The sequence below is a fragment of the Sporichthya polymorpha DSM 43042 genome (genome assembly GCF_000384115.1).
Classification (GTDB): Bacteria; Actinomycetota; Actinomycetes; order Sporichthyales; family Sporichthyaceae; genus Sporichthya; species Sporichthya polymorpha.
On sequence record NZ_KB913029.1, the window covers coordinates 4,237,152 to 4,262,933 of the forward strand.

24 protein-coding genes are annotated in these 25,782 nt (G+C 71.4%); 20 read left to right on the forward strand and 4 right to left on the reverse strand.

All coding sequences use genetic code 11. The annotated features are described in order from the left end of the window. Nucleotides 1-9: 9 nt before the first annotated feature. Nucleotides 10-1,158 carry an endolytic transglycosylase MltG gene (mltG, locus tag SPOPO_RS30820; RefSeq protein ID WP_019876949.1) on the forward strand — a complete coding sequence of 383 codons (1,149 nt, stop codon included), beginning with the start codon at nucleotides 10-12 and terminating at the stop codon, nucleotides 1,156-1,158. Beyond that, complete coding sequence (locus SPOPO_RS0120640; RefSeq protein ID WP_019876950.1) at nucleotides 1,155-2,024, forward strand: shikimate dehydrogenase; 870 nt, start codon at nucleotides 1,155-1,157, stop codon at nucleotides 2,022-2,024. Before mltG ends, SPOPO_RS0120640 begins: the two co-directional genes overlap by 4 nt. A 14-nt stretch (nucleotides 2,025-2,038) precedes the next feature. Here the strand turns inward: SPOPO_RS0120640 and SPOPO_RS30825 are convergent, their stop codons facing one another. Beyond that, a complete protein-coding gene (locus SPOPO_RS30825) occupies nucleotides 2,039-3,202 on the reverse strand; it encodes a L,D-transpeptidase (RefSeq protein ID WP_019876951.1) in 1,164 nt (387 codons plus the stop codon). A 299-nt stretch (nucleotides 3,203-3,501) separates the two neighbouring features. Between SPOPO_RS30825 and SPOPO_RS30830 the strand changes: the two genes are divergently transcribed. From SPOPO_RS30830 to aroQ, 5 genes are read left to right on the forward strand one after another with little or no spacing between them, the layout of a single operon-like run. After that, on the forward strand, nucleotides 3,502-4,065 hold the full coding sequence (locus tag SPOPO_RS30830; RefSeq protein WP_019876953.1) for a prepilin peptidase: 564 nt from the start codon (nucleotides 3,502-3,504) through the stop codon (nucleotides 4,063-4,065). Between the two features lie 44 nt (nucleotides 4,066-4,109). Beyond that, a complete protein-coding gene (gene aroC, locus SPOPO_RS0120655) occupies nucleotides 4,110-5,306 on the forward strand; it encodes a chorismate synthase (RefSeq protein WP_019876954.1) in 1,197 nt (398 codons plus the stop codon). Next, nucleotides 5,303-5,866 carry a shikimate kinase gene (locus SPOPO_RS0120660; protein WP_019876955.1) on the forward strand — a complete coding sequence of 188 codons (564 nt, stop codon included), beginning with the start codon at nucleotides 5,303-5,305 and terminating at the stop codon, nucleotides 5,864-5,866. Before aroC ends, SPOPO_RS0120660 begins: the two co-directional genes overlap by 4 nt. Beyond that, on the forward strand, nucleotides 5,863-6,972 hold the full coding sequence (gene aroB / locus SPOPO_RS0120665; RefSeq protein ID WP_019876956.1) for a 3-dehydroquinate synthase: 1,110 nt from the start codon (nucleotides 5,863-5,865) through the stop codon (nucleotides 6,970-6,972). Before SPOPO_RS0120660 ends, aroB begins: the two co-directional genes overlap by 4 nt. Beyond that, nucleotides 6,969-7,397 (forward strand): type II 3-dehydroquinate dehydratase, encoded by a 429-nt coding sequence (gene aroQ / locus SPOPO_RS0120670; protein ID WP_019876957.1) that lies wholly within the window; start codon nucleotides 6,969-6,971, stop codon nucleotides 7,395-7,397. The genes aroB and aroQ overlap by 4 nt, the downstream gene beginning before the upstream one ends. A gap of 22 nt (nucleotides 7,398-7,419) precedes the next feature. On the opposite strand, the gene SPOPO_RS0120675 is transcribed toward aroQ, so the two are convergent. Then, entirely contained in the window at nucleotides 7,420-7,698 is a 279-nt protein-coding gene (locus tag SPOPO_RS0120675; RefSeq protein ID WP_156870097.1) for a hypothetical protein, read from the reverse strand. A 193-nt stretch (nucleotides 7,699-7,891) separates the two neighbouring features. Between SPOPO_RS0120675 and SPOPO_RS0120680 the strand changes: the two genes are divergently transcribed. Genes SPOPO_RS0120680 through nusB form a run of 3 tightly spaced genes read left to right on the forward strand, consistent with a single transcriptional unit; the run spans nucleotide 7,892 to nucleotide 10,010 of the window. Then, entirely contained in the window at nucleotides 7,892-8,986 is a 1,095-nt protein-coding gene (locus SPOPO_RS0120680; protein ID WP_019876959.1) for a M24 family metallopeptidase, read from the forward strand. Nucleotides 8,987-9,028: 42 nt separating this feature from the next. Next, the gene (gene efp, locus SPOPO_RS0120685; RefSeq protein WP_019876960.1) at nucleotides 9,029-9,592 is read left to right on the forward strand and encodes an elongation factor P; all 564 of its coding nucleotides are present in this window, start codon (nucleotides 9,029-9,031) and stop codon (nucleotides 9,590-9,592) included. A gap of 7 nt (nucleotides 9,593-9,599) precedes the next feature. Further along, the gene (gene nusB / locus SPOPO_RS0120690) at nucleotides 9,600-10,010 is read left to right on the forward strand and encodes a transcription antitermination factor NusB (RefSeq protein ID WP_019876961.1); all 411 of its coding nucleotides are present in this window, start codon (nucleotides 9,600-9,602) and stop codon (nucleotides 10,008-10,010) included. An 83-nt stretch (nucleotides 10,011-10,093) separates the two neighbouring features. Here nusB and bldD read toward each other — a convergent pair whose 3' ends face one another. Next, complete coding sequence (gene bldD, locus SPOPO_RS0120695; RefSeq protein WP_019876963.1) at nucleotides 10,094-10,585, reverse strand: transcriptional regulator BldD; 492 nt, start codon at nucleotides 10,583-10,585, stop codon at nucleotides 10,094-10,096. A gap of 252 nt (nucleotides 10,586-10,837) precedes the next feature. On the opposite strand from bldD, the gene pyrR reads away from it, so the two are divergent. From pyrR to SPOPO_RS0120725, 6 genes are read left to right on the forward strand one after another with little or no spacing between them, the layout of a single operon-like run. Beyond that, nucleotides 10,838-11,488 carry a bifunctional pyr operon transcriptional regulator/uracil phosphoribosyltransferase PyrR gene (pyrR, locus tag SPOPO_RS30835; RefSeq protein WP_084671367.1) on the forward strand — a complete coding sequence of 217 codons (651 nt, stop codon included), beginning with the start codon at nucleotides 10,838-10,840 and terminating at the stop codon, nucleotides 11,486-11,488. Further along, nucleotides 11,485-12,438 (forward strand): aspartate carbamoyltransferase catalytic subunit, encoded by a 954-nt coding sequence (locus tag SPOPO_RS0120705; protein ID WP_019876965.1) that lies wholly within the window; start codon nucleotides 11,485-11,487, stop codon nucleotides 12,436-12,438. Before pyrR ends, SPOPO_RS0120705 begins: the two co-directional genes overlap by 4 nt. Next, nucleotides 12,435-13,721: a dihydroorotase gene (locus SPOPO_RS0120710; protein ID WP_019876966.1), complete on the forward strand. Its 1,287-nt coding sequence runs from the start codon at nucleotides 12,435-12,437 to the stop codon at nucleotides 13,719-13,721. The genes SPOPO_RS0120705 and SPOPO_RS0120710 overlap by 4 nt, the downstream gene beginning before the upstream one ends. Beyond that, entirely contained in the window at nucleotides 13,718-14,851 is a 1,134-nt protein-coding gene (carA, locus tag SPOPO_RS0120715; RefSeq protein WP_019876967.1) for a glutamine-hydrolyzing carbamoyl-phosphate synthase small subunit, read from the forward strand. The genes SPOPO_RS0120710 and carA overlap by 4 nt, the downstream gene beginning before the upstream one ends. Further along, nucleotides 14,838-18,146 carry a carbamoyl-phosphate synthase large subunit gene (gene carB / locus SPOPO_RS0120720; RefSeq protein ID WP_019876969.1) on the forward strand — a complete coding sequence of 1,103 codons (3,309 nt, stop codon included), beginning with the start codon at nucleotides 14,838-14,840 and terminating at the stop codon, nucleotides 18,144-18,146. The genes carA and carB overlap by 14 nt, the downstream gene beginning before the upstream one ends. 13 nt (nucleotides 18,147-18,159) lie before the next feature. Continuing rightward, nucleotides 18,160-19,200 carry a quinone-dependent dihydroorotate dehydrogenase gene (locus SPOPO_RS0120725; protein ID WP_019876970.1) on the forward strand — a complete coding sequence of 347 codons (1,041 nt, stop codon included), beginning with the start codon at nucleotides 18,160-18,162 and terminating at the stop codon, nucleotides 19,198-19,200. On the opposite strand, the gene SPOPO_RS30840 is transcribed toward SPOPO_RS0120725, so the two are convergent. Further along, a complete protein-coding gene (locus tag SPOPO_RS30840; protein ID WP_019876971.1) occupies nucleotides 19,184-21,901 on the reverse strand; it encodes a M16 family metallopeptidase in 2,718 nt (905 codons plus the stop codon). The two genes, SPOPO_RS0120725 and SPOPO_RS30840, sit on opposite strands and share 17 nt — an antisense overlap. A gap of 138 nt (nucleotides 21,902-22,039) precedes the next feature. Between SPOPO_RS30840 and SPOPO_RS0120735 the strand changes: the two genes are divergently transcribed. From SPOPO_RS0120735 to SPOPO_RS0120750, 4 genes are all read left to right on the forward strand, one after another. Beyond that, a complete protein-coding gene (locus SPOPO_RS0120735) occupies nucleotides 22,040-23,110 on the forward strand; it encodes a sulfate ABC transporter substrate-binding protein (protein WP_019876972.1) in 1,071 nt (356 codons plus the stop codon). A gap of 71 nt (nucleotides 23,111-23,181) precedes the next feature. Next, nucleotides 23,182-23,976 carry a sulfate ABC transporter permease subunit CysT gene (cysT, locus tag SPOPO_RS0120740; RefSeq protein ID WP_019876973.1) on the forward strand — a complete coding sequence of 265 codons (795 nt, stop codon included), beginning with the start codon at nucleotides 23,182-23,184 and terminating at the stop codon, nucleotides 23,974-23,976. Nucleotides 23,977-23,980: 4 nt separating this feature from the next. Further along, a complete protein-coding gene (gene cysW, locus SPOPO_RS0120745) occupies nucleotides 23,981-24,787 on the forward strand; it encodes a sulfate ABC transporter permease subunit CysW (protein ID WP_019876974.1) in 807 nt (268 codons plus the stop codon). After that, complete coding sequence (locus SPOPO_RS0120750; protein ID WP_019876976.1) at nucleotides 24,784-25,767, forward strand: sulfate/molybdate ABC transporter ATP-binding protein; 984 nt, start codon at nucleotides 24,784-24,786, stop codon at nucleotides 25,765-25,767. Before cysW ends, SPOPO_RS0120750 begins: the two co-directional genes overlap by 4 nt. Nucleotides 25,768-25,782 lie beyond the last annotated feature (15 nt).

The window sequence follows — 25,782 nt, forward strand, 5'->3', positions numbered from 1 at the left end:
GCGAAAGCAGTGAGTGACTCCAGCCCGCCCCCGTACCCCCCTGCCGACGAGCCGGTCCCGGGGCCTGCGCGCCGACCCCGCAAGGCGCACCGTCGCACGCGCCGGAAGGCGCTGATCGCGGTCGTGATCTCGCTCGTCGTCCTCGGGTCGATCGGCGTCGGCGCGACGGTGGGGATCAACCGGATCTACGAACGTCTCACCGAGGGCACGGCCGACTTCTCCGGCCCGCCCGGGGCCGAGAAGGTCGTCCAGGTCACCCAGGGCTCCAGCATCCGTGCGATCGGCCGGATGCTCGAGGAGGCCGGCGTGGTCCGAACGGAGGGGTCCTTCGTCGCCGCCGCGCGTAAGGACTCCCGCGCCGCGTCGCTCCAGCCCGGATTCTACCGGCTGAACCTCAACATGCCGGCCCGCGAGGCGCTGACGAAGATGCTCGACCCCGCCTCCCGCATCCTGGCGCGGATCGCGATCCCCGAGGGCCGCAGCGCCGCGCAGGCGATCGCCAAGCTGAGCAAGGAGTCCGGGATCCCCAAGGAGGACTTCGAGAAGGTCCTCGACAACCCGAAGGCGTTGGGCCTCCCGGGCTGGGCACGCAACAAGGCCGAGGGTTTCCTGTTCCCGGCGACCTACGACGTCGAGCCCAACGCGAGCGCGGAGTCGATCCTGAAGCAGATGGTGACGCGGTTCAACGTGGCCGCGACCGCCACGGACCTGGTCGCCCGGTCGGCGATCGTCGGGAGGACGCCGCTCGAGGTGCTCACGATCGCGAGCCTGATCGAGAAGGAGGCGAAGCTCGCCGACGACCAGCCCAAGGTCGCGCGGGTGATCTACAACCGCCTCGAGGAGAACATGCGCCTGCAGCTCGACTCCACCGTCCACTACGCGGTCGGCGGCGCCGAGGTCGTCACGACGACGGCGGAGCAGCGCGCGATCGACTCGCCGTACAACACCTACCGCTACGAGGGGCTCCCGCCGGGGCCGATCGCCTCGCCCGGCGAGGCGGCCATCGAGGCGGCGCTCAGCCCCGCCGAGGGCCCGTGGATCTACTTCGTCGCGGTGAACCCGGACACCGGGGAGACCAAGTACGGCGTCACGGCCGCCGATCACGCCCGGAACGTCGAGGAGTTCCGCGCCTGGCTGCGGGCGAACCCCGGCCGGTGACCGTGCTGTCCCGCCCTCCCGCTCCGGTTCGCCGGGCGGCCGTTCTGGGCTCGCCGATCCGCCACTCGCTCTCGCCGGTGCTGCACGCCGCCGCCTACGAGGTCCTCGGCCTCGACTGGACCTACGACGCCCACGAGGTCGCTGAGGACGGTCTGGGCGCGTTCCTGGGCCGTCTGGGCGGTCCGGAGCTCCCCGGGACCTGGGCCGGGCTGTCGCTGACGATGCCGCTCAAGCGGGCGGCGATCCCGCTGTGCACCGAACTCGACGAGGTCGCGCGGGTCACCACCGCCGCCAACACCCTGACGTTCCCGGCGCCCGGCGAGGTGCATGGCGCCAACACCGACGTCCCGGGGATGCGTAACGCGCTCGCCGCGGCCGGTGTCGGCGGCGTCGAGCGCGCGGCCGTCCTCGGCGGGGGAGCGACCGCCGCGGCCGCGGTCGCCGCGCTCGGGTCGCTGTGCCGCGGCACGGTCGAGGTGTACGTCCGCACCCCGGACCGCGCCGCCGAGCTGCGCCCGGTGGCGGACCACTACGGGCTGCGGTTGGAGGTTCGCTCCTGGGAGGACGCCGCGCACTCCCTGGCCGCCCCGCTCGTCGTCGCCACCACGCCCAAGGGCGCCGCCGACGCGCTCGGGGCGAAGGTGCCGGAGTCGCCGGGCGTCCTGTTCGACGTCCTCTACGACCCGTGGCCGACCCCGCTCGCCGCGGCCTGGTCGGCCGCCGGCGGCCTCGTCCTGGGCGGGCTCGACCTGCTCGTCCACCAGGCCGTGCTCCAGGTGGAACTGATGACTGGTTCGACCGTCGACCGGGCCGCGGTCGTCACGGCGATGACCGCGGCCGGCGAGGCGGAACTCAGCCGTCGGTGATCAGCCCTCGGTGATCAGCCGTCGGACAGGTCGAAGTTCCCGGTCTGCCACTGGTCCCAGTCCACGTTCCAGTCCTGGTACCGGTTCCACAGCTCGCGGAACCTGCGCGGGGAGCCGGTGGTGACGACCGGGTCGCCCATGATCGTGTTGTTGAACATCCAGCGCATGTCCGACAGTCGCATGCCGACGCAGCCGTGGCTGGTGTTCGCGGACCCGATGCGGCCGTTCCAGGTCGCGTCGTGGATGAACTCGCCGGAGTTCGTCATCCGCATCGCGTACGAGGAGTAGAGCGTGTAGCTCTCCGGCGCGTCGATCGCGGTGTTGGTCCACTTCTTGTTGGTGACCTTCTCCATGATCACCTTGATGCCGTTGCGGGTCTCCCAGCCGCGCTTGCCGGTGGAGACCGCGAAGGTCTTGATCACCTTGCCGTCACGGACGACCTGCATGCGGTGCCGGCGGACGTCGACCTTGATGATCTGCTCACGGCCGACCTTGAAGGTGTTCTCGCGGCGGCTGACGCCCCAGCGCCCGTCGCCGAGGTCCATGCCGACGAGGCTCTCGGAGACCTTGACCTCCACGCCGGAGGGCCAGAACTCCTTGGGCCGCCAGTGGACCTCCTGGGAGTCGATCCAGTACCAGCCGCCCTCGACGGGCTCGGAGGTCTCGACCTGAAAGGCGGCCAGGGCGGCCTCGCGGTTGAGCACCGGCTGGTTGAAGGCGATGACGACCGGCTGCGCGACGCCGACGGTGCTGCCGTCGGGCGGGCTGATCAGGGTGCTGCCGACGGCGTCCTTGCCCGTGACCTCGAGCGTGGAGAACCTGCTGGTCTGGCTGACCGCGGCGCCCTTCTCGCTCGTCGCGCGGACGATCACCGTGTACTTCTCGTTCGGGGAGAGCCGACGGTCGGCGACCCAGACCGTCCGGTCGTCGCTGAAGGCGCCGGTGATGACGGTGCCCTCGGAGTCGAAGACCTGCACGTCGTTGAGGCGGCCGTAGGTGCCGCTGACGGTGACGATGCTGTCCGGCTTGACGTCGGTGGCGTCGTAGGACGGGAACACCGTGATGCCCATGGTGCGCTGCGCGGCCACCGGGGCGAGCTTGTCCTCGCCGCCCCCGCAGGCCGTGAGTGCGAGCAGCGCGGCGCCCAGCAGTGCCGTTCGTCGCGAGATCTCGTTCATCCGGTCCGTCCTCGACCCTCGTAGCGCCCTGTTCCGCGGCCCCCGTTGCCGCGTACAAAAGACGCCGACCCCCGTGATGCGGTTGACGGGTCGGCAGAACCTGACAGTCCTCACAGATCGGCCTCGGTCCCGCCGGAGCGGGGCCTGTCCGAATCGTAAGGATTTGTCAGCTTCTGTGGACCAGTATCCGCACGAGCCTCCTTGATCACTATGGCTGGCGAACCTGTGAATACGGAAGACACGCGAGTGACGGATGGGACTAAATTGAACGGTCCTGACTCGAGATTTGCCACCTCGCCGTGACCACGCGGTTCCGGTGGGACACGGCGGTAGCCGGCGCGGTGGCTCTGGCCCTGGTCTTCTGGGGCCATCTCGGCACCTCCGCGGCCCTGCCCGCGCACCTGTTCCTGGCCGCCGTCGGGGCGCCGCTCGTGGTCATCGACCTCGCCGAGCACCGGCTCCCGAACTGGCTGACGCTGCCCGCCTATCCCGTCGCGGGCGCCCTGCTCGGGCTGGCGTCGATCGCGGAGGACGACTCCGCCGCCGCCTGGCGGGCGCTGGGCGGGATGGTGATCCTGATCGCCTTCTACGACCTCGTCGTCCGGATCAACCCCGCCGGCATGGGCTACGGGGACGTGAAGTTCGCCGGCGTCCTCGGGCTGTACCTGGGCTGGGCGGGTTGGGACGCGCTCGTCGTCGGCACCCTGGCCGCCTTCAGCACCGGCGCCCTCGCCGGCCTGGTGCTGCTCGCCACCCGCCGGGCGCGACTGTCCTCCTCGATCGCCTTCGGGCCGTTCATGCTGGTCGGAGCCGTGGTCGGCATCGTCGCGGGCGGGGACCTGGCGGACTGGTACGTGGACTGAGCGCCTGGACGGGGAGCAGGCGGCGCCGTGGGAGAATTCGGCCCATGTTGCGCTGGTTGACCGCCGGGGAGTCCCACGGCCCCGCCCTCGTCGCGATCCTCGAGGGGCTGCCCGCCGGCGTGCGCACCTCCACGAAGGAAGTGGCCGCGGAGCTCGCGCGCCGCCGGCTCGGGTACGGCCGCGGCGCCCGTATGAAGTTCGAGGCCGACGAGGTGGAGTTTCTCGGCGGGCTGCGGCACGGCAACACTCTCGGCGGCCCGGTCGCGATCCGCGTCGGCAACACCGAGTGGCCGAAGTGGGAGCGCGTCATGGCCGCGGACCCCCTCGCCGCCGACGAGCTGGACGCCCTGGGCACCTCCGGCCGCAACGCGCCACTGACCCGTCCCCGCCCGGGGCACGCCGACCTGGCCGGCATGCAGAAGTACGGGTTCGACGACGCCCGCCCGGTCCTGGAGCGCGCGAGCGCCCGGGAGACCGCGGCCCGCGTCGCGCTCGGCACCGTCGCGAAGGCGCTCCTCGCCCAGACCGTCGAGGCCGTGGTGATCAGCCACGTCGTGCGCATCGGCACCGCGGCCGCGCCGGACGGCGTGATCCCGGGCCCGGACGACTCCGAGCGCGTCGACAACGACCCCGTGCGCTGCCTGGACCCCGCGGCGTCCGCGGCGATGGTCGCGGAGATCGACGCCGCGAAGACCGACGGCGACACCCTCGGCGGGATCGTCGAGGTCGTCGTCCACGGCCTGCCGCCGGGTCTCGGCTCGCACGTCCACGGCGACCGGCGTCTCGACTCGCGGCTGGCCGGCGCGCTGATGGGCATTCAGGCGATCAAGGGCGTCGAGGTCGGAGACGGCTTCGCGCTCGCCGCCACCCGCGGCTCGGCCGCCCACGACGAGATCGAGACCGGCCCCGACGGCGTCCGGCGCCGCACCGGCCGGGCCGGTGGCACCGAGGGTGGCATGAGCACCGGTGAGGTCCTGCGCGTCCGCGCGGCGATGAAGCCGATCTCGACCGTGCCACGCGCGCTCGACACCGTCGACGTCCGCTCGCTGGAGCCGGCCACCGCGATCGCGCAGCGGTCCGACGCCTGTGCGGTCCCCGCCGCCGGCGTCGTCGCCGAGGCGATGGTCGCGCTCGTCCTCGCCGACGCGGTACTGGAGAAGTTCGGCGGCGACTCGGTCGCCGAGACCGCCCGCAACGTCGCCGCGTACCGGGACGAGTTGGCCCGGCGCGGGCTGTCGTGAGCGGGGTTCGCCCCCGCGTCGTCCTGGTCGGTCCGCCGGGCGCCGGGAAGTCCACCGTGGGGCGGCTCGTGGCCGAGCGCCTCGCCCTGGCGCTGCGGGACACCGACGCGGACGTCGAGGCGACCGCCGGCAAGCCGATCAGCGAGATCTTCGTCGACGACGGCGAGGCTGCGTTCCGCGCGCTCGAGCGTGAGGCCGTGGCCACCGCCCTGACCACCCACGCCGGCGTGCTGGCCCTCGGCGGTGGCGCGATCCTCGCGGAGGAGACCCGGGCCCGGCTGGGGGAGTACGCGAATGCCGGCGGGGCAGTCGTCTTCCTCGACGTCGGCCTCGCCTCGGCGACCCGCCGCGTCGGCTTCAACCGCGACCGTCCGCTGCTGCTGAGCAACCCCCGCGCGCAGCTGATGCAGCTGATGGACGCCCGCCGCTCCTTCTACCTCGAGGTGGCCACCGTGACCGTTCCCGCCGACGGCGCCGCGGACGACGTCGCCGACGCCGTGCTCGCCGAACTGACAGCTCGTCAGTCCGGCTTCACGGGCGGCCCCGGAGCCGACTCGTGAGCGGCGGCGCGCACGCGGCCGCCGCGCGCATCACCGTCGGCGGCGCGGCCCCCTACGACGTCCTCGTCGGCCACGCCGTCACGCGCGAGCTCGCCGAGCTGCTCGGCCCGGGCGTCGCGCAGGTCGGGGTCATCGCGTCGCAGTCGCTGAACGACTTCGGCGCCGGCGTCGCGGAGAAACTCACCGAGGCCGGCTACGCGGTGCGGCTGATGGAGGTCCCCGACGGCGAGGAGGCCAAGACCGCCACGGTCGCCGCCGCCTGCTGGGAGGCCCTCGGCGAGGCCAACTTCACCCGCTCCGACGCGATCGTCTCCGTCGGCGGGGGAGCGACCACCGACCTCGCCGGGTTCGTGGCCGCCACCTGGCTGCGCGGCGTGAAGGTCGTCCACGTCCCCACCACACTGCTGGCGATGGTGGACGCCGCGGTCGGCGGCAAGACCGGGATCAACACCGCGGCCGGCAAGAACCTCGTCGGCAGCTTCCACCCGCCCGCGGGTGTGCTGTGCGGGCTGGCGGCCCTCGACACCCTGCCGGGGCCCGAGTGGGTCTCCGGCATGGCCGAGGTCGTGAAGGCCGGCTTCATCGCCGACCCGACGATCCTCGAGCTCGTGGAGTCCGACCCGGCCGGCGCGGCCGTGTCGTCGGGCCCGCACACGCGCGAGCTGATCACCCGCGCGATTCAGGTGAAGGCCGACGTCGTCGCGGTCGACCTCAGGGAGACCGGCGCCGGCGGCTCGATCGGCCGGGAGATGCTCAACTACGGCCACACCCTCGGCCACGCGATCGAGAAGGTCGAGGACTACCGCTGGCGGCACGGCGAGGCCATCGCGGTCGGCATGGTGTTCGTCGCGGAGCTCGCGCAGATCCAGGGCCGCATCTCCGCCGACCTCGTCGCGCGGCACCGCTCGGTGTTCGCCGCGCTCGGCCTGCCGACGCAGTACCGCGCCGACCGCTGGGACGTGCTGCAGGCCGCGATGCGCGTCGACAAGAAGGCCCGCGGCGATCGGCTGCGGTTCGTCGTGCTCGACGGTCTCGGCGTCCCCGTCATCGCGGAGTCCCCGACGCCGGAGGAGCTGACCGAGGCGTTCCGGCGGGTGTCGGCGTGAGCGCGGTCTGGGTGCTCAACGGGCCGAACCTGGGCCGCCTGGGTTCGCGTGAGCCCGACGTCTACGGCTCGATGGACCACGCCGGCCTGGTGACGGCCTGTCAGGAGGCCGGCAAGGAGCTCGGGTTCGAGGTCGAGGTCCGCCAGACCGACGACGAGGCCGAGCTGGTCCGCTGGCTCCACGAGGCCGCCGACGCCGCGATCCCGGTGGTCCTCAACCCCGCGGCGTTCACCCACTACTCGTACGCGGTCCGCGACGCCTGCGCCCAGCTCCGCGCCCCGCTCATCGAGGTCCACATCTCCAACCCCGCCACCCGCGAGGCCTTCCGCCACACCTCCGTCGTCGCCGGCGTCGCCACCGGCACCATCGCCGGGTTCGGCATCGATTCGTACCGCCTCGCCCTCCGGGCCCTCGCGAGGCTCTGAGGCGTAGGTCGGCGCCGGGGCGTCAGGCCAACTGACGCGGCCGCACCCCGACGCCCCAGAGCGCCGCGGTCAGCAGGAACCCGCAATCCGGCCGCGGGGCGTGTCCGTTCGTGGGGCCGGGCGCGGACGAACGGGTCGTCACCGCCCGCACCGCGACCACGCGGAACAGCACCACGGCCAGACCGCGCAGCGCGAGCGCCACCCCGTCCGGCAGGGACCCGCTGTTCGCGACCACGAACGCGAGCCCGAACGCGGCACCGACCAGGGAGCCGGCCTTCTCGGGAGTCGTCGGAACAGCCATCCGGTCCACTGTGCCTCGCATGAACCCAGTGGACGAGTTGCAACGGGTGAGGTGATCTGGCCGCCTCACGAGTTCACCGGTCTTTCAACTCGTCCAGTGGCTTCATGCGCACCCGCCGGGCGCGCCGGTCACGATTCGGCCGACTGGCGCGATCGCCGGATCGGGCGGGGGAGATCGGCCTACGCTGGCAGACATGCCGGAGATCCACGAGGCTCGCCGGGAGCGGTTGCGGGAGTCGATCCGGGCGGCGGACATCGACGCGGCGCTGATCACGAATCTGGTCAACGTCCGGTACCTGACGGGGTTCACCGGGTCGAACGCGGCGCTGCTGCTCACCGCCGACGCGCGCACGTCCGGGGTGCTGCTCGCCACCGACGGTCGATACGTCAACCAGGCCGGGGCGCAGGCGCCCGACGTCGAGCTGGTCGTCGAGCGGGCGTGCGCGGTCGCGCTGGCGAACCGCGCCGACAAGCTGCGCGTCCGCCGGCTCGGGTTCGAGTCGCACCACGTGACCGTCGACCTGCACGGCCAGCTGGGCGGGCAGGCGGAGCTGGTCTCCCTGGGGCCGGTCGTCGAGGAGCTGCGGACCGTCAAGGACGAGGTCGAGATCTCCGCCCTGCGGGAGGCGGCGGCGATCGCGGACGCGGCGCTGGCCGAGATCCTCGAAGGTCTGGTCATGGGGCGCACCGAGCGGCACGTCGCCCGCGAGCTGGAGCGGCGGATGCTCGACAAGGGCGCCGAGGCGCCGGCGTTCGAGACGATCGTCGCGGCGGGGGAGAACTCCGCGGTCCCGCACCACCGGCCCACCGATCGGCGCATCGCGTACGGCGACCTGCTCAAGATCGACTTCGGCGCCCGCGTCGCCGGCTACCACTCGGACATGACCCGGACCTTCGTGGTCGGGTCCGAGCCCGCGTCCTGGCAGGTCGAGCTCTACGACCTCGTCTTCGCCGCGCAGCGTGCGGGGCGGGAGGCGCTCACGCCGGGCGTCGAGATCGCCGCGGTGGACGCGGCGGCACGCTCGGTGATCGAGGCGGCCGGCCACGGACCCCAATTCCCGCACGGCCTGGGGCACGGCGTGGGCCTGCAGATCCACGAGGCTCCGCTGATCGCGGCCACGGCCACCGGTAGACTTCGTGCGCTCACGCCGGTCACCATCGAACCCGGGGTCTACCTGGACGGGGTCGGCGGGATCCGCATCGAGGACACCCTCGTCGTCCGGGACGCCGCTGACGGTGGCCCTGAGCTACTGACCGTGACGACCAAAGAGCTGCTGGTCCTGGACTGACTGCGCGGCGCTCGACCAAGGAAGAACCGGGGAGACTCCGCCGTGGCGACCACGAACGACCTGAAGAACGGCCTGGTGCTCAACATCGAGGGCCAGCTGTGGACCGTCGTCGAGTTCCAGCACGTCAAGCCAGGCAAGGGCCCGGCCTTCGTGCGGACCAAGCTGAAGAACGTCCTGTCCGGCAAGACCGTCGACAAGACCTTCAACGCCGGCGTCAAGGTCGAGACCGCGAACGTCGACAAGCGCGACATGCAGTACCTGTACAAGGACGGCGAGGACTTCGTGTTCATGGACACGCAGACCTACGACCAGATCCACGTGCCGGCGGCGACCGTCGGCGACGCCGCGAACTTCATGCTGGAGAACCAGGTCGCCGTCGTCGCGACCCACGAGGGCGCGCCGCTCTACGTCGAGCTCCCCGCCGCCGTCGAACTGCTGATCTCGTACACCGAGCCCGGCATGCAGGGCGATCGCTCCACCGGCGGCACGAAGCCGGCGACGCTGGAGACCGGCGCCTCGATCCAGGTCCCGCTGTTCATCACCACCGGCGAGAAGGTCAAGGTGGACACGCGTAGCGGCGAGTACCTGGGCCGCATCAACAACTGAGCTGCTGTTGAGCGCCCGAAGCAAGGCTCGCAAGCGCGCGGTCGACATCCTCTTCGAGGCCGAGCTCCGCGGTCGCGGGGTCCTGGAGACGCTGACCGAACGCGTCACCGTCGGCGATCCGCCGGTCGCGGAGTACACGCGCACCCTCGTCGAGGGCGTCACCGAGCACCGCGCCCGGATCGACGAGCTGCTCGCGACCTACTCGGTCGGCTGGCCGCTCGAGCGGATGCCGGCGGTCGACCGGAACGTCCTCCGTGTCGGGGTCTACGAGTTGCTGTTCGCCCCCGACGTCCCCGACGCGGTTGCGGTCAGCGAGGCCGTCGAGCTCGCCCGGGACCTCTCGACCGACGAGTCGCCCGGGTTCGTCAACGGCCTCCTCGGCCGCATCCTCGACCTGAAGCCGACCCTCGCCCTCTGATCTGCGAGGCCGATGTCACAAAAGGGTGTCACCCCTTACTGCGCAGTAAGGGGTGACACCCTTTCTTGACAGAGAGGCGCGACTCAGACGTCGAGGGCGCCGCGGGCGTCGGAGCCGAGGACGCCCCAGTTGATGAGCTCCTCGGTCAGGCTCGACGGGGGCTGGTCGTAGATGACGGCGAGGGTTCGCAGGTCGTCCTGGCGGATCGAGAGGACCTTGCCGTTGTAGTCGCCGCGCTGGGACTGGATCGTCGCGGCGTAGCGCATCAGCGGGCCGGCCTTCTCGGTCGGGACCTGCTGGAGCCGCTCCAGGTCGATGACGAGACGCGGCGGGGGCTCGGCCGCGCCGCTGGGGGCGCCGCCGGGCAGCAGTTCGGCGACGGGGACGCCGTAGAAGCTGGCGAGCTCGGCGAGCTTCTGGACGGTCACGGCGCGGTCGCCGCGCTCGTACGAGCCGACCACGACCGCCTTCCAGCGGCCCTTGGACTTCTCCTCGACCCCGTGCAGGGACAGACCCTGCTGGGTGCGGATCGCGCGCAGCCGCGCACCCAGGGCCTTCGCGTACTCGGTGGGCACGGGCTACTCCTGACCGGGACGGACGGTCACCCCGGTCGTTACGGGGCGTACCGGGCGTCTGCTGAGAGAACTACGCAGTGTAACGTTACGCAGAGTGAGAATGTGAGTCAATATCCATCACCCGATCGTGGGCTTGCTCGAGAGCGCGTGGCCGCCCACGGCGCACGTCGGTCTCACTGCTAATGTCGGCAGCGTCCAGGCGTCCTTTAACACCCGTCCCGAGAGGCGGGTAAGGAGGTCCGAGATCGGCGTATGAACACGTCCGAAAACTCGTCAGAAGTCCCCGCAAGTCCCTCCGGCGATCCCACCGCGCTCGGCCGCCCCGTGCTGGAGGCCTCCGACGTCCGGCGCGCGCTGACGCGCATCGCCCACGAGATCGTCGAGCGCAACAAGGGTGCGCGGGACCTGGTCCTGCTCGGCATCCCGACGCGCGGCGTCCCGCTCGCGCAGCGGCTGGCCGCGCGCATCGGTGAGGTCGAGGGCGTCACACCGCCGGCGGGCTCGCTCGACGTCACGATGTACCGCGACGACCTCGCGCTGCGTCCCGCCCGCGGCCTGGGCCGCACCGACATCCCCGGGGACGTCGACGACCGGGTGGTGGTTCTCGTCGACGACGTGCTGATGTCCGGCCGCACGATCAGCTCCGCGCTCGACGCGATCAAGGACCTCGGCCGGCCCCGCGCGGTGCAGCTGGCGGTCCTCGTCGACCGCGGGCACCGCGAGCTGCCGATCCGCGCCGACTTCGTCGGCAAGAACCTGCCGACCTCGCTGGCCGAGACGGTCGCGGTCCGGGTCGCCGAGCTCGACGGGCTCGACGTGGTGCTCCTCGGTCAGAAGGCGAGCCAGAAGGGGACCCACCCGGAGCCGAAGCCGGAGAGTGCGAAGAAGGGGGACCGCGCATGAAGCGCCACCTGCTCTCGACGGCGGACCTGTCCCGGGACGACGCGCTGCTCATCCTCGACACCGCCGAGGAGCTCGCCCGCGTCGCGGACCGGCCGATCAAGAAGCTGCCGACGCTGCGCGGCCGCACGGTGGTCAACCTCTTCTACGAGGACTCCACCCGGACCCGGACCTCGTTCGAGGCCGCGGCCAAGCGTCTGTCGGCGGACGTCATCAACTTCGCGGCCAAAGGGTCCTCGGTCTCCAAGGGCGAGAGCCTGAAGGACACCGCGCTGACGCTCGAGGCCATGGGCGCGGACGCGGTCGTCGTCCGCCACTCGGCCTCGGGGGCCCCGCACCGGCTCGCGACCTCGGGCTGGATCCGGGGTTGTGTCGTCAACGCCGGCGACGGCACGCACGAGCACCCGACGCAGGCCCTGCTCGACGCGTTCACGATGCGCCGCCGGCTCGGGTCCTTCGACGGGCGTCGGGTGACGATCGTCGGCGACATCCTCCACAGCCGGGTCGCGCGCTCGAACGTCCGTCTGCTGCACACCCTGGGCGCGCAGGTGACGCTGGTCGCGCCGCCGACGCTGCTGCCGGTCGGGGTGCAGACCTGGCCGTGCGCGGTCTCCTACGACCTCGACGCGGAAGTGGCGAAGAGCGACGTGGTGATGATGCTGCGCGTCCAGCACGAACGGATGAACGCGGCGTTCTTCCCCAGCGCGCGCGAGTACAGCCGCCGCTACGGCCTCGACGGCCGGCGCTTCGCGGCCATGCCCGAGCACGCCATCGTCATGCACCCCGGCCCGATGAACCGTGGCATGGAGATCACCGCCGAGGTCGCCGACTCCCCGCGCTCGACGATCGTCGAGCAGGTGACCAACGGCGTCAGCGTCCGGATGGCGGTGCTCTACCTGCTGCTCTCGGGTAGCGAATCAGCAATCGGTTCGATCGAAGGAGAGTCGGCGTGAGTTCGTTCCTGCTGCGGGGGGTTCGGCCCCTCGGCGGCGACCCGGTCGACCTGCTGCTCGCCGACGGGCGAATCACCGAGGTGGGAGTGGTCGGCTCCGTGGCCGGCGCCCACACCGTGGACGCCGGCGGGCTGATCGCCCTGCCCGGTCTTGTCGACCTGCACACGCACCTGCGTGAGCCCGGCCGCGAGGACGCCGAGACCGTCGAGACCGGCACCCAGGCCGCGGCGCTCGGTGGCTTCACCGCGGTGCACGCGATGGCGAACACCTCGCCGGTCGCCGACACCGCCGGCGTCGTCGAGCAGGTCTGGCGGCTCGGCCAGCAGTACGGCCACGCGGACGTGCGCCCGGTCGGCGCGGTCACCGTCGGGATCGCGGGGGAGCAGCTCGCCGAGCTCGGCGCGATGGCTGATTGCCCGGCGGGCGTGCGCGTCTTCTCCGACGACGGGCACTGCGTCTCCGACGCCGTCCTGATGCGCCGGGCGCTGGAGTACGTGAAGGCGTTCGACGGCGTCATCGCCCAGCACGCGCAGGAGCCCCGGCTCACCGAGGGCGCGCAGATGAACGAGGGCGAGATGTCCGCGATGCTCGGCCTCGGCGGCTGGCCCGCGGTGGCCGAGGAGGCGATCATCGCCCGCGACTGCCTGCTGGCCGCGCACGTCGGCTCGCGGCTGCACGTCTGCCACGTCTCGACGGCCGGCTCGGTCGAGCTGATCCGCTGGGCGAAGAGCAAGGGCTGCGACGTCACCGCCGAGGTGACGCCCCATCACCTGCTCCTGACCGACGACCTGGTCAGCAGCTACGACCCGATCTACAAGGTGAACCCGCCGCTGCGCACCGCCGCCGACGTCGAGGCGCTGCGCGCCGGCCTGGCCGACGGCACCATCGACGCCGTCGCGACCGACCACGCCCCGCACCCGGACGAGGCCAAGGACTGCGAGTGGGCCGCCGCCGCGATGGGCATGCTCGGTCTGCAGACCGCGCTGTCGGTCGTGCAGCAGGTCATGGTCGACACCGGGCTGATGTCCTGGGCCGACGTGGCGGACCGCATGTCCACCCGCCCGGCGCGCATCGGCCGGGTCGACGGCCACGGCCGCGGCCTGGAGGTCGGTGCCCCGGCGAACGTGACCCTGGTCGACCCGAGCACCACGTGGACGGTCGACCCGCACGCCCTCGCATCCAAGAGTTCCAACACGCCCTACCGGAGGATGACCCTGCCCGGATCCGTGTACGCGACGTTCCTGCGTGGCAATGCCACCGTGCTCGACGGGAAGCTGGCGTGACGCGCCGGCGCGGTCCCGCGCTGCTCGTCCTGGAGGACGGCCGAACCTTCCGCGGGGAGGCCTACGGTCACGTCGGGGAGACCTTCGGCGAGGCGGTCTTCTCCACCGGCATGACGGGGTATCAGGAAACCCTGACCGACCCGAGCTACCACAAGCAGGTCGTCGTGATGACGGCCCCGCACATCGGCAACACCGGGGTGAACGACGAGGACCCGGAGTCGCGGAAGATCTGGGTCGCGGGCTACGTCGTCCGCGACCCCGCCCGGATCCCGAGCAACTGGCGGTCCCGCAAGCCGCTGGAGGACCAGCTCGACGACGACGGTGTCGTCGGCATCGCGGGCATCGACACCCGCGCGCTGACCCGGCACCTGCGCGACGCGGGTGCGATGCGCGTCGGCGTCTCCAGCGTCGAGACCGACCCGGAGGCGTTGCGCGCCCGCGTCCTGGCCAGCCCGAGCATGCTCGGCGCCGACCTGGCCAAGGAGGTCACGACCCCGGAGGCCTACGTCGTCCCGGCGATCGGCGAGAAGAAGTTCACCGTCGTCGCCGTCGACCTCGGCATCAAGTCGATGACCCCGCACCGCATGGCGCAGCGCGGCATCGAGGTGCACGTCGTCCCGGCGACGGCCACCGCGGCCGAGGTGCTCGCCCGCGACCCCGACGGTGTCTTCCTCTCGAACGGCCCGGGCGACCCCGGGGTCGCCGACTACGCCGTCGAGATCGCGCAGGGCGTGCTCGCCGAGCGGGTGCCGCTGTTCGGCATCTGCTTCGGCAACCAGATCCTCGGCCGGGCGCTCGGCTTCGGGACCTACAAGCTGCGCTTCGGTCACCGCGGCATCAACCAGCCGGTGATGGACCGCACCACCGGCAAGGTCGAGATCACCGCGCACAACCACGGCTTCGCCGTGGACGCACCGCGCGAGGGGACAGCCGAGACCCCCTACGGTCGCGCCGAGGTCAGCCACGTGTGCCTCAACGACGACGTCGTCGAGGGTGTGCGTTGCCTCGACGTGCCGGCCTTCTCCGTCCAGTACCACCCGGAGGCGGCGGCCGGGCCGCACGACGCCGGCTACCTGTTCGACCGGTTTTCCGAGCTGATGAGCACCAGGAGCGTTCATGCCACGTCGTGAGGACATTCGATCGGTCCTCGTCATCGGCTCGGGACCGATCGTCATCGGCCAGGCGGCCGAGTTCGACTACTCGGGGACCCAGGCCTGCCGGGTGCTGAAGGCCGAGGGTCTGCGCGTCGCGCTGATCAACTCCAACCCGGCGACGATCATGACCGACCCGGGCATCGCCGACGCCACCTACGTCGAGCCGATCACGCCGGAGATGGTCCGCAAGGTCATCGAGCGCGAACGTCCGCAGGCGCTGCTCGCGACGCTCGGTGGCCAGACCGCGCTCAACGCCGCGATGGCCCTGCACGCCGACGGGACTCTCGAGGAGTTCGGCGTCGAGCTGATCGGCGCGAACGTCGACGCGATCGAGGCGGGGGAGAACCGCGAGAAGTTCAAGCAGATCGTCGACGACATCGGCGCGGAGTCCGCGCGGTCCGCGATCTGTCACTCGATGGACGACTGCCTCAAGGCCGTCGAGGACCTCGGCTATCCCGTGGTCGTGCGCCCGTCGTTCACCATGGGCGGCGCCGGCTCCGGCATGGCCTACGACGAGGCCGACCTGTACCGCATCGCGGGCTCGGGTCTGCAGGCCTCGCCGACCACCGAGGTGCTCCTCGAGGAGTCGATCCTCGGCTGGAAGGAGTACGAGCTCGAGCTGATGCGCGACCGCAACGACAACGTCGTGGTCATCTGCTCGATCGAGAACCTCGACCCGATGGGCGTCCACACCGGTGACTCGATCACCGTCGCGCCGGCGCTCACCCTGACGGACCGTGAGTACCAGCGGATGCGCGACGTCGCGATCGCCGTCATCCGCGCCGTCGGCGTCGACACCGGCGGATGCAACATCCAGTTCGCGGTCAACCCGAACGACGGCCGCCTGATCGTCATCGAGATGAACCCGCGGGTCTCGCGGTCCTCCGCGCTGGCGTCGAAGGCCACCGGCTTCCCGATTGCGAAGATCGCCGCTCGGCTCGCGATCGGTTACACCCTCGACGAGATCCGCAACGACATCACCCAGGTGACGCCGGCGAGCTTCGAGCCCACGCTCGACTACGTCGTCGTCAAGGTGCCGCGGTTCGCGTTCGAGAAGTTCCCCCAGGCCGACGCCCGCCTGACGACGCACATGAAGAGCGTCGGCGAGGCGATGGCGATCGGGCGCAACTTCACCGAGGCGCTGCAGAAGGCGCTGCGATCGCTGGAGAAGCGCGACGCGACGCTGTCCTGGGCCGGGGAGCCCGGGGACAGGGCCGAGCTGCTGGCACGGATCACCGTCCCCTACGACGGTCGGCTGCGGGACGTCGTCCGTGCCATGCGCGCGGGCGCGACGCCCGAGGAGCTCTTCGAGGCGACGAAGATCGACCCCTGGTTCCTCGACCAGCTCCTGCTGCTGCACGAGGTCGCGACCGACGTGGCCGCGGCCGAGCAGCTCGACCCCGAGCTGCTGCGCCGGGCCAAGCGGCACGGGTTCTCCGACGGCCAGATCGCGGAGATCCGCCGCATCCCCGAGCCCGTCGTCCGCGGTGTGCGTCACGCGCTGGGCATCCGGCCGGTCTACAAGACCGTCGACACCTGCGCCGGCGAGTTCGAGGCCCACACGCCGTACCACTACTCGTCCTACGACACGGAGACCGAGGTCCGGCCGGGGTCGAAGCCGAAGGTCGTCATCCTCGGCTCCGGGCCGAACCGCATCGGTCAGGGCATCGAGTTCGACTACTCGTGCGTCCACGCCTCGTTCGCGCTGCGCGACGCGGGCTACGAGACCGTGATGATCAACTGCAACCCCGAGACTGTCTCGACCGACTACGACACCTCGGACCGCCTGTACTTCGAGCCGCTGACGCTCGAGGACGTTCTCGAGGTCGTGCACGCCGAGCAGGCGACCGGTGAGGTCGTGGGCGTGGTCGTGCAGCTCGGCGGGCAGACCCCGCTCGGCCTGGCCCGCGCGCTGAAGGCGGAGGGCGTCCCGATCGTCGGGACCTCGCCCGAGGCGATCCACCTCGCCGAGGACCGCGGCGCCTTCGGGCGCGTCCTCGCGCAGGAGGGCCTGACCGCTCCGAAGCACGGCACCGCCTTCTCGTTCGAGGAGTCGAAGGCCATCGCGGACGAGGTCGGTTACCCCGTCCTGGTGCGGCCGTCGTACGTCCTCGGCGGGCGCGGCATGGAGATCGTCTACAGCGAGGAGATGCTCGCCGACTACATCTCCCGCGCGACCGAGATCTCCGCCGACCGGCCGGTCCTGGTCGACCGCTTTCTCGACGACGCCGTCGAGATCGACGTCGACGCGCTTTACGACGGCAACGAGCTCTACCTCGGCGGGGTCATGGAGCACATCGAGGAGGCCGGCATCCACTCCGGCGACTCGGCCTGCGTGCTCCCGCCGATCACGCTCGGGAACACCGACATCGAGCGGATCCGCGAGGCCACCGAGTCGATCGCCCGCGGGGTGGGTGTGCGCGGTCTGCTCAACGTCCAGTACGCGATCGCCGCGGACGTGCTCTACGTCCTCGAGGCGAACCCGCGGGCCTCGCGCACCGTGCCGTTCGTGTCGAAGGCGACGGCCGTGCCGCTCGCCAAGGCCGCGGCGCGGGTCATGCTCGGTGCGACGATCGCCGAGCTGCGCGCCGAGGGGATTCTCCCGCCGACCGGCGACTGCGCCGATCTGCCGTACGACGCCCCCGTCGCGGTGAAGGAGGCGGTGATGCCGTTCAACCGGTTCCGCACCGCCGACGGCACGCACGTCGACACGATCCTCGGCCCGGAGATGCGCTCCACCGGCGAGGTCATGGGCATCGACACCACGTTCGGGACGGCCTTCGCGAAGTCGCAGGCCGGCGCCTACGGCGCGCTGCCCACCAAGGGAGCGGCGTTCGTCTCGGTCGCGAACCGCGACAAGCGCTCGATGATCTTCCCGGTCAAGCGGCTCCACGACCTCGGCTTCGAGATCCTCGCGACGGCCGGCACCGCGGACGTCCTGCGCCGCAACGGCGTCCCGGCCACGGTCGTCCGCAAGGGCCACCACGGCCCCGGCCCGGCGACCGCGCAATGGCCCGAGGGCGAGCCGACGATCGTGACGCGGATCTCGAACGGCGAGGTCGCGCTCATCGTCAACACGCCCTTCGGCGTGGGGTCGCGCGTCGACGGCTGGGACATCCGCACCGCCGCCGTCGGCTCGAACACGCTGTGCGTGACGACCGTGCCGGGTCTGGCGGCCGCGGTGCAGGGGATCGAGTCGCTGCTGCGCGGCGACATCGGCGTCTGTCCGCTGCAGGAGTACGCCGACCGGTTGTGGGAGTCGCGCCGGTGAGGGACGCACACGCATGAAGCTCTACACCGCACTGACCCGCAAGGCCCTGTTCGCCTCCGGCGGCGGGGATCCGGAGGCGGCGCACCACCGGACGATCCGCCTGCTGGAGGAGGCGGGGAGCACACCGCGCCGACGGGCCGCCCTGGCCCGCCTGCCGCGGCCCACCGCGCCGACGACGGTGTTCGGCATCCGGTTCCCGAATCCGGTCGGCCTGGCGGCCGGGATGGACAAGGACGGGGTGGCGATCCCGGCCTGGGGCGCGCTCGGCTTCGGCTTCGCCGAGGTCGGCACGGTCACCTGGCACGCGCAGCCGGGCAACCCGCAGCCGCGGCTGTTCCGGGCGGTCTCCTCCGAGGCGATCGTGAACCGGATGGGCTTCAACAACCGCGGCGCCGAGGCGATGGCCGCGCGCCTCGGTGCGCTCGGCCCGGCGCCGATCCCGATCGGCATCAGCCTCGGCAAGTCGAAGGTGACGCCGGTCGAGGACGCGACCGAGGACTACCTGAACTCCCTCAAGGTGCTCCTGCCGTACGCCGACTACGTCGCGGTCAACGTCTCCTCGCCGAACACGCCCGGCCTGCGCTCGCTGCAGGACAAGGGCGCGCTCGACGAGCTGCTCGCCGCGCTGCGCGGGTACACGGTGTCGACCGCCGGACCGGCCGGTCCGGTGCCGCTGCTGGTGAAGATCGCTCCCGACCTCACCGACTCCGCGATCGCCGAGGTGCTCGAGGTCTGCACCGCCCGCGGTGTCGCCGGGATCATCGCGACGAACACGACGATCTCGCGGGACGGACTCGCTCCCGCGGACCGTTACCTGGCCGACGAGGCCGGCGGCCTGTCGGGCCGGCCGGTCCACGCGATGTCCGTCCGGACCGTCGCGTTCGTCGTGAAGGAGGCCGGCGACTCGCTGCCGGTCATCGGCGTCGGCGGGATCCTCGACCCCGACGACGCGACCCGCATGTTCGATGCCGGCGCTCAGCTGGTCCAGCTCTACACCGGCTTCGTCTACCGGGGTCCCGGCCTGGTCCGCGGCATCGTCAAGCGCGCTCGCTGACGAGCACCCGCCCGTCCGCGTCCACCTCGACGAACTCGCCGAGCGCGAGTTCGCCGAGTTGCGGCGTGACCGTTCCGCGGTCGCCGACGACGACCAGGACCATCTCGTCCAGGTCGAGGAAGTCGGCCAGGAGCTGCCGCAGTGAGGCCGGCGTCAGGTCGGCGACCCGGCCGGGCAGGCCGTCGTAGAAGTCGGTCGGCAGACCGCACTGGAAGAGCCCCGCTGTCGTCCGCGCGGCGGCGGACGTGGTCGGGAACAGCTGCGCGATCGACGCCACCAGTGACTGCCGCGCCTTGGTCAGCTCCTCGTCGGTCACGGGCTCGCCGATGATCCGCTCGAGCTCGACGAAGATCTCGCGGATCGCCGGCCCGGTCTGGCGGGCGTCGACCGCGGTGTCGATGAGGAACGGGGTCGGTCCGCGGCCGCCGGTGAAGAACGAGAACGCGCCGTAGGTGTAGCCCTTGTCCTCGCGGAGATTGCCGTTGAGCCGGCTCGTGAACAGGCCGCCGAGCACGAGGTTGCCGACGGCCAGCGGGTCGAACCGCGCGTCACCGCGGGGCCGACCCGGCAGGCCGAGCCGCAGCGCGGTCTGCGTCGCGCCCGGCATGTCGACGAAGGCCAGCCGGGGGCCGGAGCGCCGGGCCGGACCCGGCGTCGGCGGCGTCTCGCCGGCGCCCTCCCACGACCCGAACGCGGACTGCGCGAGCTCGCGCGCCCGCGCCTCGTCGACGTCACCGGTGAGGATCAGCGCACACGTCGCCGGGGTGAAGGTCTTGCCGTGAAGCTCCGTCAGATCGTCGACGGTCACCCGGCCCACGCCGTCGGGATTGCCGACCGACCGGTGGTCGTAGGGGTGGGCCGGTCCGTAGATCAGCGGGAGGATCGCCGAGCGCGCCACCTCGCCGACGTCGGCGCGGGCGCCGCGGATCTCGTCCTGCTGCTGCTTGCGCAGCCGGGCGACGTCCTCCTCGCGCAGGCCGGGGCGCTGGACGAGGTCGGCGAGCAGGTGGAGGCCGTCCGACGCCTTGTCGCTGAGCAGGTTGATGCTCAGCGTGAGGGCGTCCATCTCCGCCGTTGAGCGCAGACTCGCGCCGAGCGCGGACACCTCGGCCGCGGTCCGGTCGGGGGTGCGGCCGGCGTCGCCCTCGCGAAGGACACGGCCGAGCAGCTCGGTCGCCCCGGCGCGGTCGTGCGGATCGGCGGCGCTGCCGCCGAGGGCGACGACCGAGGCCGTGACGAGCGGGAGGCGCCCCATCGGGACGGTGAAGACCCGCAGCCCGTTGGGCAGGGTGAAGCCGCCGATGCGGGGGAGTGTCGTGGGCACCTGCGGACCGGGGCCGGGGACGGCGTCGCGCCAGGATTCGGCCGAGACCACCGGCTCCGACTCCGCGGGCAGGACGGTCGGCTCCGGCGGGTCCGGCGGGAGGTGCCGCGGCCCGGGCTGGGTCTCGATCACCAGCCGACGGTCGGTCAGATAGCGGTTCGCGAACTCGCGCAGGCTCTGCGCGGTCACGGCCCGGTAGGCCGCGAGGTCCTGGGCCAGGTAGTCCGGCGTTCCCGTGTAGTGGTTGTAGAGGTTGAGCTTGTCGGCACGGTCGCCGAACCCGCCGATCGCCTCAACGGAACGGATCGTCGCGACGAGGGCGTTGGTCTTCGCCGCCTCCACGCGGTCGGCGTCGAGGTCGGCCGCGCGCACCTGCGCCAGGACGTCGTCGACCTCCCGCAGCAGCTCGGCGGTGGTGTGCCCGGACGCGGCGACGACCTCGATCTGGAAGGCCGAGCCCTGACCGTGCGAGTCCTGGTAGGCGTAGACCGACGTCGCCACCTTGAGCTCGCGGATCAGGCGCGTCCGCAGCAGGCTGTGCGCGTCGCCGGCGAGGACGTGGGCGAGCACGTCGGCGTCGGCGTCACCCTCCGCGAAGGCGAGCGCGGACGGCCAGGCGAGCGTCAGCTTCGGCAGCACGACGTCGTCGGTGAGGGTGAGCCGGCGCTCCTCGGTCAGGTCGGGGGCCCGGTGCACCTGCCGCGGGACGTCGGCACCGCGCGGGATCGTGCCGAAGTACTTCTCGACGAGCTCGCGGGCACGGGCCGGGTCGAAGTTCCCGGTGATGGCCAGCGTCGCGTTGTTCGGGACGTAGTAGGTCCGGAAGAAGTCGCGGACGTCGTCGAGCTGGGTCGACGCGATGTCGGTGTGCGAGCCGATGATCGACGCGTGGTACGGGTGCGGCGCCGGGAACAGGATCTCGTTCACGGCCTGGTAGGTCAGCGCGTACGGGGCCTGCTCCCAGTTCTGCCGCCGCTCGTTACGGACCACCGCGATCTGGTTCGCGAGGTTCCGGGCGTCCAGGCAGTCGAGCAGGTAGGCCATCCGGTCGCTCTCGATCCAGAGCGCCAGCTCGAGCTGCTCGGGCGGCAGGTTCGGGATGACGTAGTTCGTGTAGTCGTTGTGCGTCGAGGCGTTCGTGTACGCCCCGACCGACTCGGTGAGGATGTCGATCAGCTCGCCGGGGACGTGCCCGGAGCCCTCGAACATCATGTGCTCGAAGAGGTGGGCGAACCCCGTCGAACCGGGCCGCTCGTCGACCGCACCGACGTGGTACCAGAGGTTCGTCGCCACCGTGGCCGCCGCCGGCTCGGGGGAGAGGATCACCTCGAGTCCGTTGTCGAGGACGTACTTCTCGACCGGGATCGAGATCTCCACCAATACCCCCCAGGACTTCGCACCGGCGCCTGCGTTCCACCCTAGGCGCGCGCCGGGGTCTGGACAGAAACTCGTGTGAGATGACAATCTCTAGCGAGTTGCTGGACAATGAACTCCAGTAAGTCGATACTCCATGTCATGTTTACCGCCCGCCCGCGTGGCTCCGTTCTGTCCCGCCGTCAGTTCACGGCCCTGTTCACCGGCACCGCCGGAGCCGTCCTCCTCTCCGCGTGCGGGGGTGGCTCCGACGACACCGTCGGCAGCTCGTCCTCGACGGAGGGCTCCTCGGCGCCCCAGAGCGGCAAGGGCACTCTCGCCCTGGTCGCGTTCGCGGTGCCGAAGGTCGGCTTCGACAAGCTGATCCCCGCGTTCAACGCGACCGAGGCCGGGTCCGGCGTCTTCTTCTCGCAGTCCTACGGCGCCTCCGGCGACCAGTCCCGCAAGGTCGAGGCCGGCCTGCCGACCGACATCGTCCTGTTCTCCCTCGAGCCCGACATGACCCGCCTGGTCAAGGCCGGCCTCGTCGACGCGAACTGGAAGGACGGCGAGTTCCACGGCGTCCCGGCCAGCTCCGTCGTCACGCTCGTCGTCCGCAAGGGCAACCCGAAGAACATCAAGGACTGGGACGACCTGGTCCGCGACGACATCGAGATCGTCAGCCCGAACCCGCTCTCGTCCGGCTCCGCCAAGTGGAACCTGCTCGCGCCGTACCTCTGGAAGAGCAACGGCGGCGAGGACCAGCAGGCCGGTCTGGACCTGGTCAAGGGCATCGTCGACAACCTCAAGGGCCAGCCGAAGTCCGGCCGCGAGGCCTCCGAGCTGTTCACCGCCGGCACGGGCGACGTCCTGCTCAGCTACGAGAACGAGGCGATCCTCCTCGTGAACGACGGCGAGGACGTCGAGTACGTCACCCCGCCGTCGACCCTGCTGATCGAGAACCCGTTCGCGATCGTCAACAAGACCAAGAGCCGCGAGGCCGCCGAGGCCTTCCGCGACTTCCTGTACTCCGACGAGGGTCAGCGCCTGTGGGGCGAGGCCGGCTTCCGCCCGGTGAAGTCGAACATCTTCTCCGAGTTCTCGGACAAGTACCCGTCGCCCGAGAAGCTCTGGAAGATCGACGAGCTGGGTGGCTGGGACAAGATCAACGCCGAGCTCTTCGACGCCGACAACGGCCTGATCACGAAGATCTACACCGAGATCAACTCGTGAGTCTGGCCCTCGACTCTCCGGGGACGCCGGCGGCCGCTCCGGCGCCGGCGCCCCGGCGTTCCCGGCGGCGGATGTTCGCGCCGCCGGTCGGCGGGATCGGGCCGGTCGGCCTCGGGGTCGCCACGCTGTGGTTGTCGCTGATCGTGCTGCTGCCGCTCGCCGCGGTCGCGACGAAGTCCTTCGAGAAGGGCCCGGACGGGTTCTGGGACGCGGTCACCGCGCCGTCGGCCAAAGCGGCGCTGACGTTCACGCTCGGCGTCTCGGTGCTCGTGGCGCTGATCAACGTGCTCGTCGGGACGCTGATCGCGTGGGTCCTCGTGCGCGACGAGTTCCCCGGCAAGGGCGTCGTCAACGCCCTGATCGACCTGCCGTTCGCCCTGCCGACGATCGTCGCGAGCATCGTGCTGCTCAGCCTGTACGGCCCGCGCAGCCCGATCGACGTCAACCTCGTCGCGACCAAGCCGGCCGTCGTGCTCGCGCTGCTGTTCGTGACGCTGCCGTTCGTCGTGCGCACGGTGCAACCGGTGCTGATGGAGCTCGACGCCGAGGCCGAGGAGGCCGCGGCGTCGCTCGGGGCGAGCAACGTCGTGATCTTCCGCCGGATCATCCTGCCGGCGCTCGCGCCCGCGCTGCTCTCCGGCGCGGGGCTCGCGTTCGCCCGGGCGATCGGCGAGTTCGGCTCGGTCGTGCTCATCGGTGGCGGCATCCCGCGCGACACCGAGGTCGCGTCGCAGTACATCGCCACGCAGATCGAGGTGGACCGTCCGGTGAACGCGGCCGCGGTGTCGGTCGCCCTGCTCGCGATCTCGTTCCTGGTCCTGCTGGTGCTGCGGGTCGTCGGCGCCCGCGCGGCGCGGAGGCACTGACGCCGTGCAGACCAGGACCTCCACCAAACTGACGCTGCGTCTGCTCGCGCTCGGGTACCTCGGGATCCTGCTCGCGGTGCCGCTGGGCATGATCTTCTGGCGCACGTTCGAGAACGGCTTCGGCCCGTTCTGGGACTCCGTCACGACGCCCGCGTGCCAGTCGGCGATCCAGCTCTCGCTGCTGATCGTGGCGATCGTCGTGCCGATCAACGTCGTGTTCGGCGTGATCACCGCCCTGGCCCTGGCCCGCGGGAAGTTCCCGGGCCGCGGCATCGTCCAGGCGATCGTCGACCTGCCGTTCGCGGTCTCGCCGGTCGTCGTCGGTGTCTCGCTGATCCTGCTCTGGGGTGTCAACGGCTGGTTCGGCGCGCTCGCCGAGAACGGCTTCCGGATCATCTTCTCGCTGCCCGGCATGATCCTGGCGACGATCTTCGTGACGCTGCCGTTCGTCGTGCGCGAGGTCGAGCCCGTGCTGCACGAGATCGGCGACGAGCAGGAACAGGCCGCCGCCACCCTCGGGGCCTCGCGCTGGCAGACGTTCTGGCGCATCACGCTGCCGGCCATCCGCTGGGGCCTGGTCTACGGCGTCGTGCTCACCGTCGCGCGTTCGCTGGGGGAGTTCGGTGCGCTGACGGTCGTCGCGGGCGGCGTCCCCGGGGAGTCGCAGACGCTGACGCTGCTCGTGCACGCCCGCTACACCGACGACCGCAACACGTTCGGGGCGTACTCGGCCGCGACCGTGCTGATGGGTCTGGCCCTGCTCACCCTGCTCCTGATGACCCTCGTCAACCGCCGGAGGACGAAGCAGTGATCACCGTCTCCAACGTCACCAAGTTCTACTCGGACTTCAAGGCCCTCGACGACGTCTCGCTCGTCGTCCCGGACGGGTCGCTGACCGCGCTGCTCGGGCCGTCGGGCTCGGGCAAGACGTCGCTGCTGCGCGTCATCGCGGGGCTCGAGGAGCCCGACGCGGGTGCGGTCGTGATCTCGGGTCAGGACGTCACCCACGTCCGTCCGCAGGGCCGCAACATCGGCTTCGTGTTCCAGCACTACGCGGCGTTCAAGCACATGACGGTGCGGGACAACGTTGCCTTCGGTCTGACGATCCGAAAGAAGCCGAAGGCGCAGATCGACGCCCGCGTCGACGAACTGCTCGGCATCGTCGGTCTCGCCGGGTATCACGACCGGTACCCGAACCAGCTCTCCGGCGGTCAGCGCCAACGCATGGCGCTCGCCCGGGCGCTCGCGGTGGACCCGAAGGTCCTCCTGCTCGACGAGCCGTTCGGCGCCCTGGACGCGAAGGTCCGTGAGGAGCTCCGCGCGTGGCTGCGCCGCCTCCACGACGAGGTGCACGTCACCACCGTCCTGGTCACGCACGACCAGGAGGAGGCGATGGACGTCGCCGGGCACATCGTGGTGATGAACGCCGGCCGCATCGAGCAGGTCGGCACGCCCCGCGAGGTCTACGAGAACCCGCAGACCGAGTTCGTCCTGCGGTTCCTGGGGCCGGTGGCGACCCTGCGCGGCCGCCTCGTCCGCCCCCACGACCTCGTTCTGTCGCGGCACGCGTCGGCGGGTTCGGTCGCGGGCAAGGTCAACCGCGTCACGCATCTGGGGTTCGAGGTGCGGGTCGAGGTGCGCACCCACGACGAGGAGATCGTCACCGCGCAGCTGACCCGCGGCGAGGCCTGGCACCTCGGGATCGAGGCGGGGGACGAGGTGCACATCACCGCCGAGACGGCCCCGCGGCGCCCCGGCACGGGCGCGCACGACCCGATCGCGGTCGTCTGAGAGTGCTCCGCGGGT

Bases quoted from the DNA above. Each gene is read 5' to 3' on its own strand.
- SPOPO_RS30825 (WP_019876951.1), bottom strand. From the start codon at position 3,202: ATGAACGAGATCTCGCGACGAACGGCACTGCTGGGCGCCGCGCTGCTC.
- aroC (WP_019876954.1), top strand. From the start codon at position 4,110: ATGTTGCGCTGGTTGACCGCCGGGGAGTCCCACGGCCCCGCCCTCGTC.
- SPOPO_RS0120675 (WP_156870097.1), bottom strand. From the start codon at position 7,698: ATGGCTGTTCCGACGACTCCCGAGAAGGCCGGCTCCCTGGTCGGTGCC.
- SPOPO_RS0120680 (WP_019876959.1), top strand. From the start codon at position 7,892: ATGCCGGAGATCCACGAGGCTCGCCGGGAGCGGTTGCGGGAGTCGATC.
- pyrR (WP_084671367.1), top strand. From the start codon at position 10,838: ATGAACACGTCCGAAAACTCGTCAGAAGTCCCCGCAAGTCCCTCCGGC.
- SPOPO_RS0120705 (WP_019876965.1), top strand. From the start codon at position 11,485: ATGAAGCGCCACCTGCTCTCGACGGCGGACCTGTCCCGGGACGACGCG.
- carB (WP_019876969.1), top strand. From the start codon at position 14,838: ATGCCACGTCGTGAGGACATTCGATCGGTCCTCGTCATCGGCTCGGGA.
- SPOPO_RS0120725 (WP_019876970.1), top strand. From the start codon at position 18,160: ATGAAGCTCTACACCGCACTGACCCGCAAGGCCCTGTTCGCCTCCGGC.
- SPOPO_RS0120735 (WP_019876972.1), top strand. From the start codon at position 22,040: ATGTTTACCGCCCGCCCGCGTGGCTCCGTTCTGTCCCGCCGTCAGTTC.
- cysT (WP_019876973.1), top strand. From the start codon at position 23,182: ATGTTCGCGCCGCCGGTCGGCGGGATCGGGCCGGTCGGCCTCGGGGTC.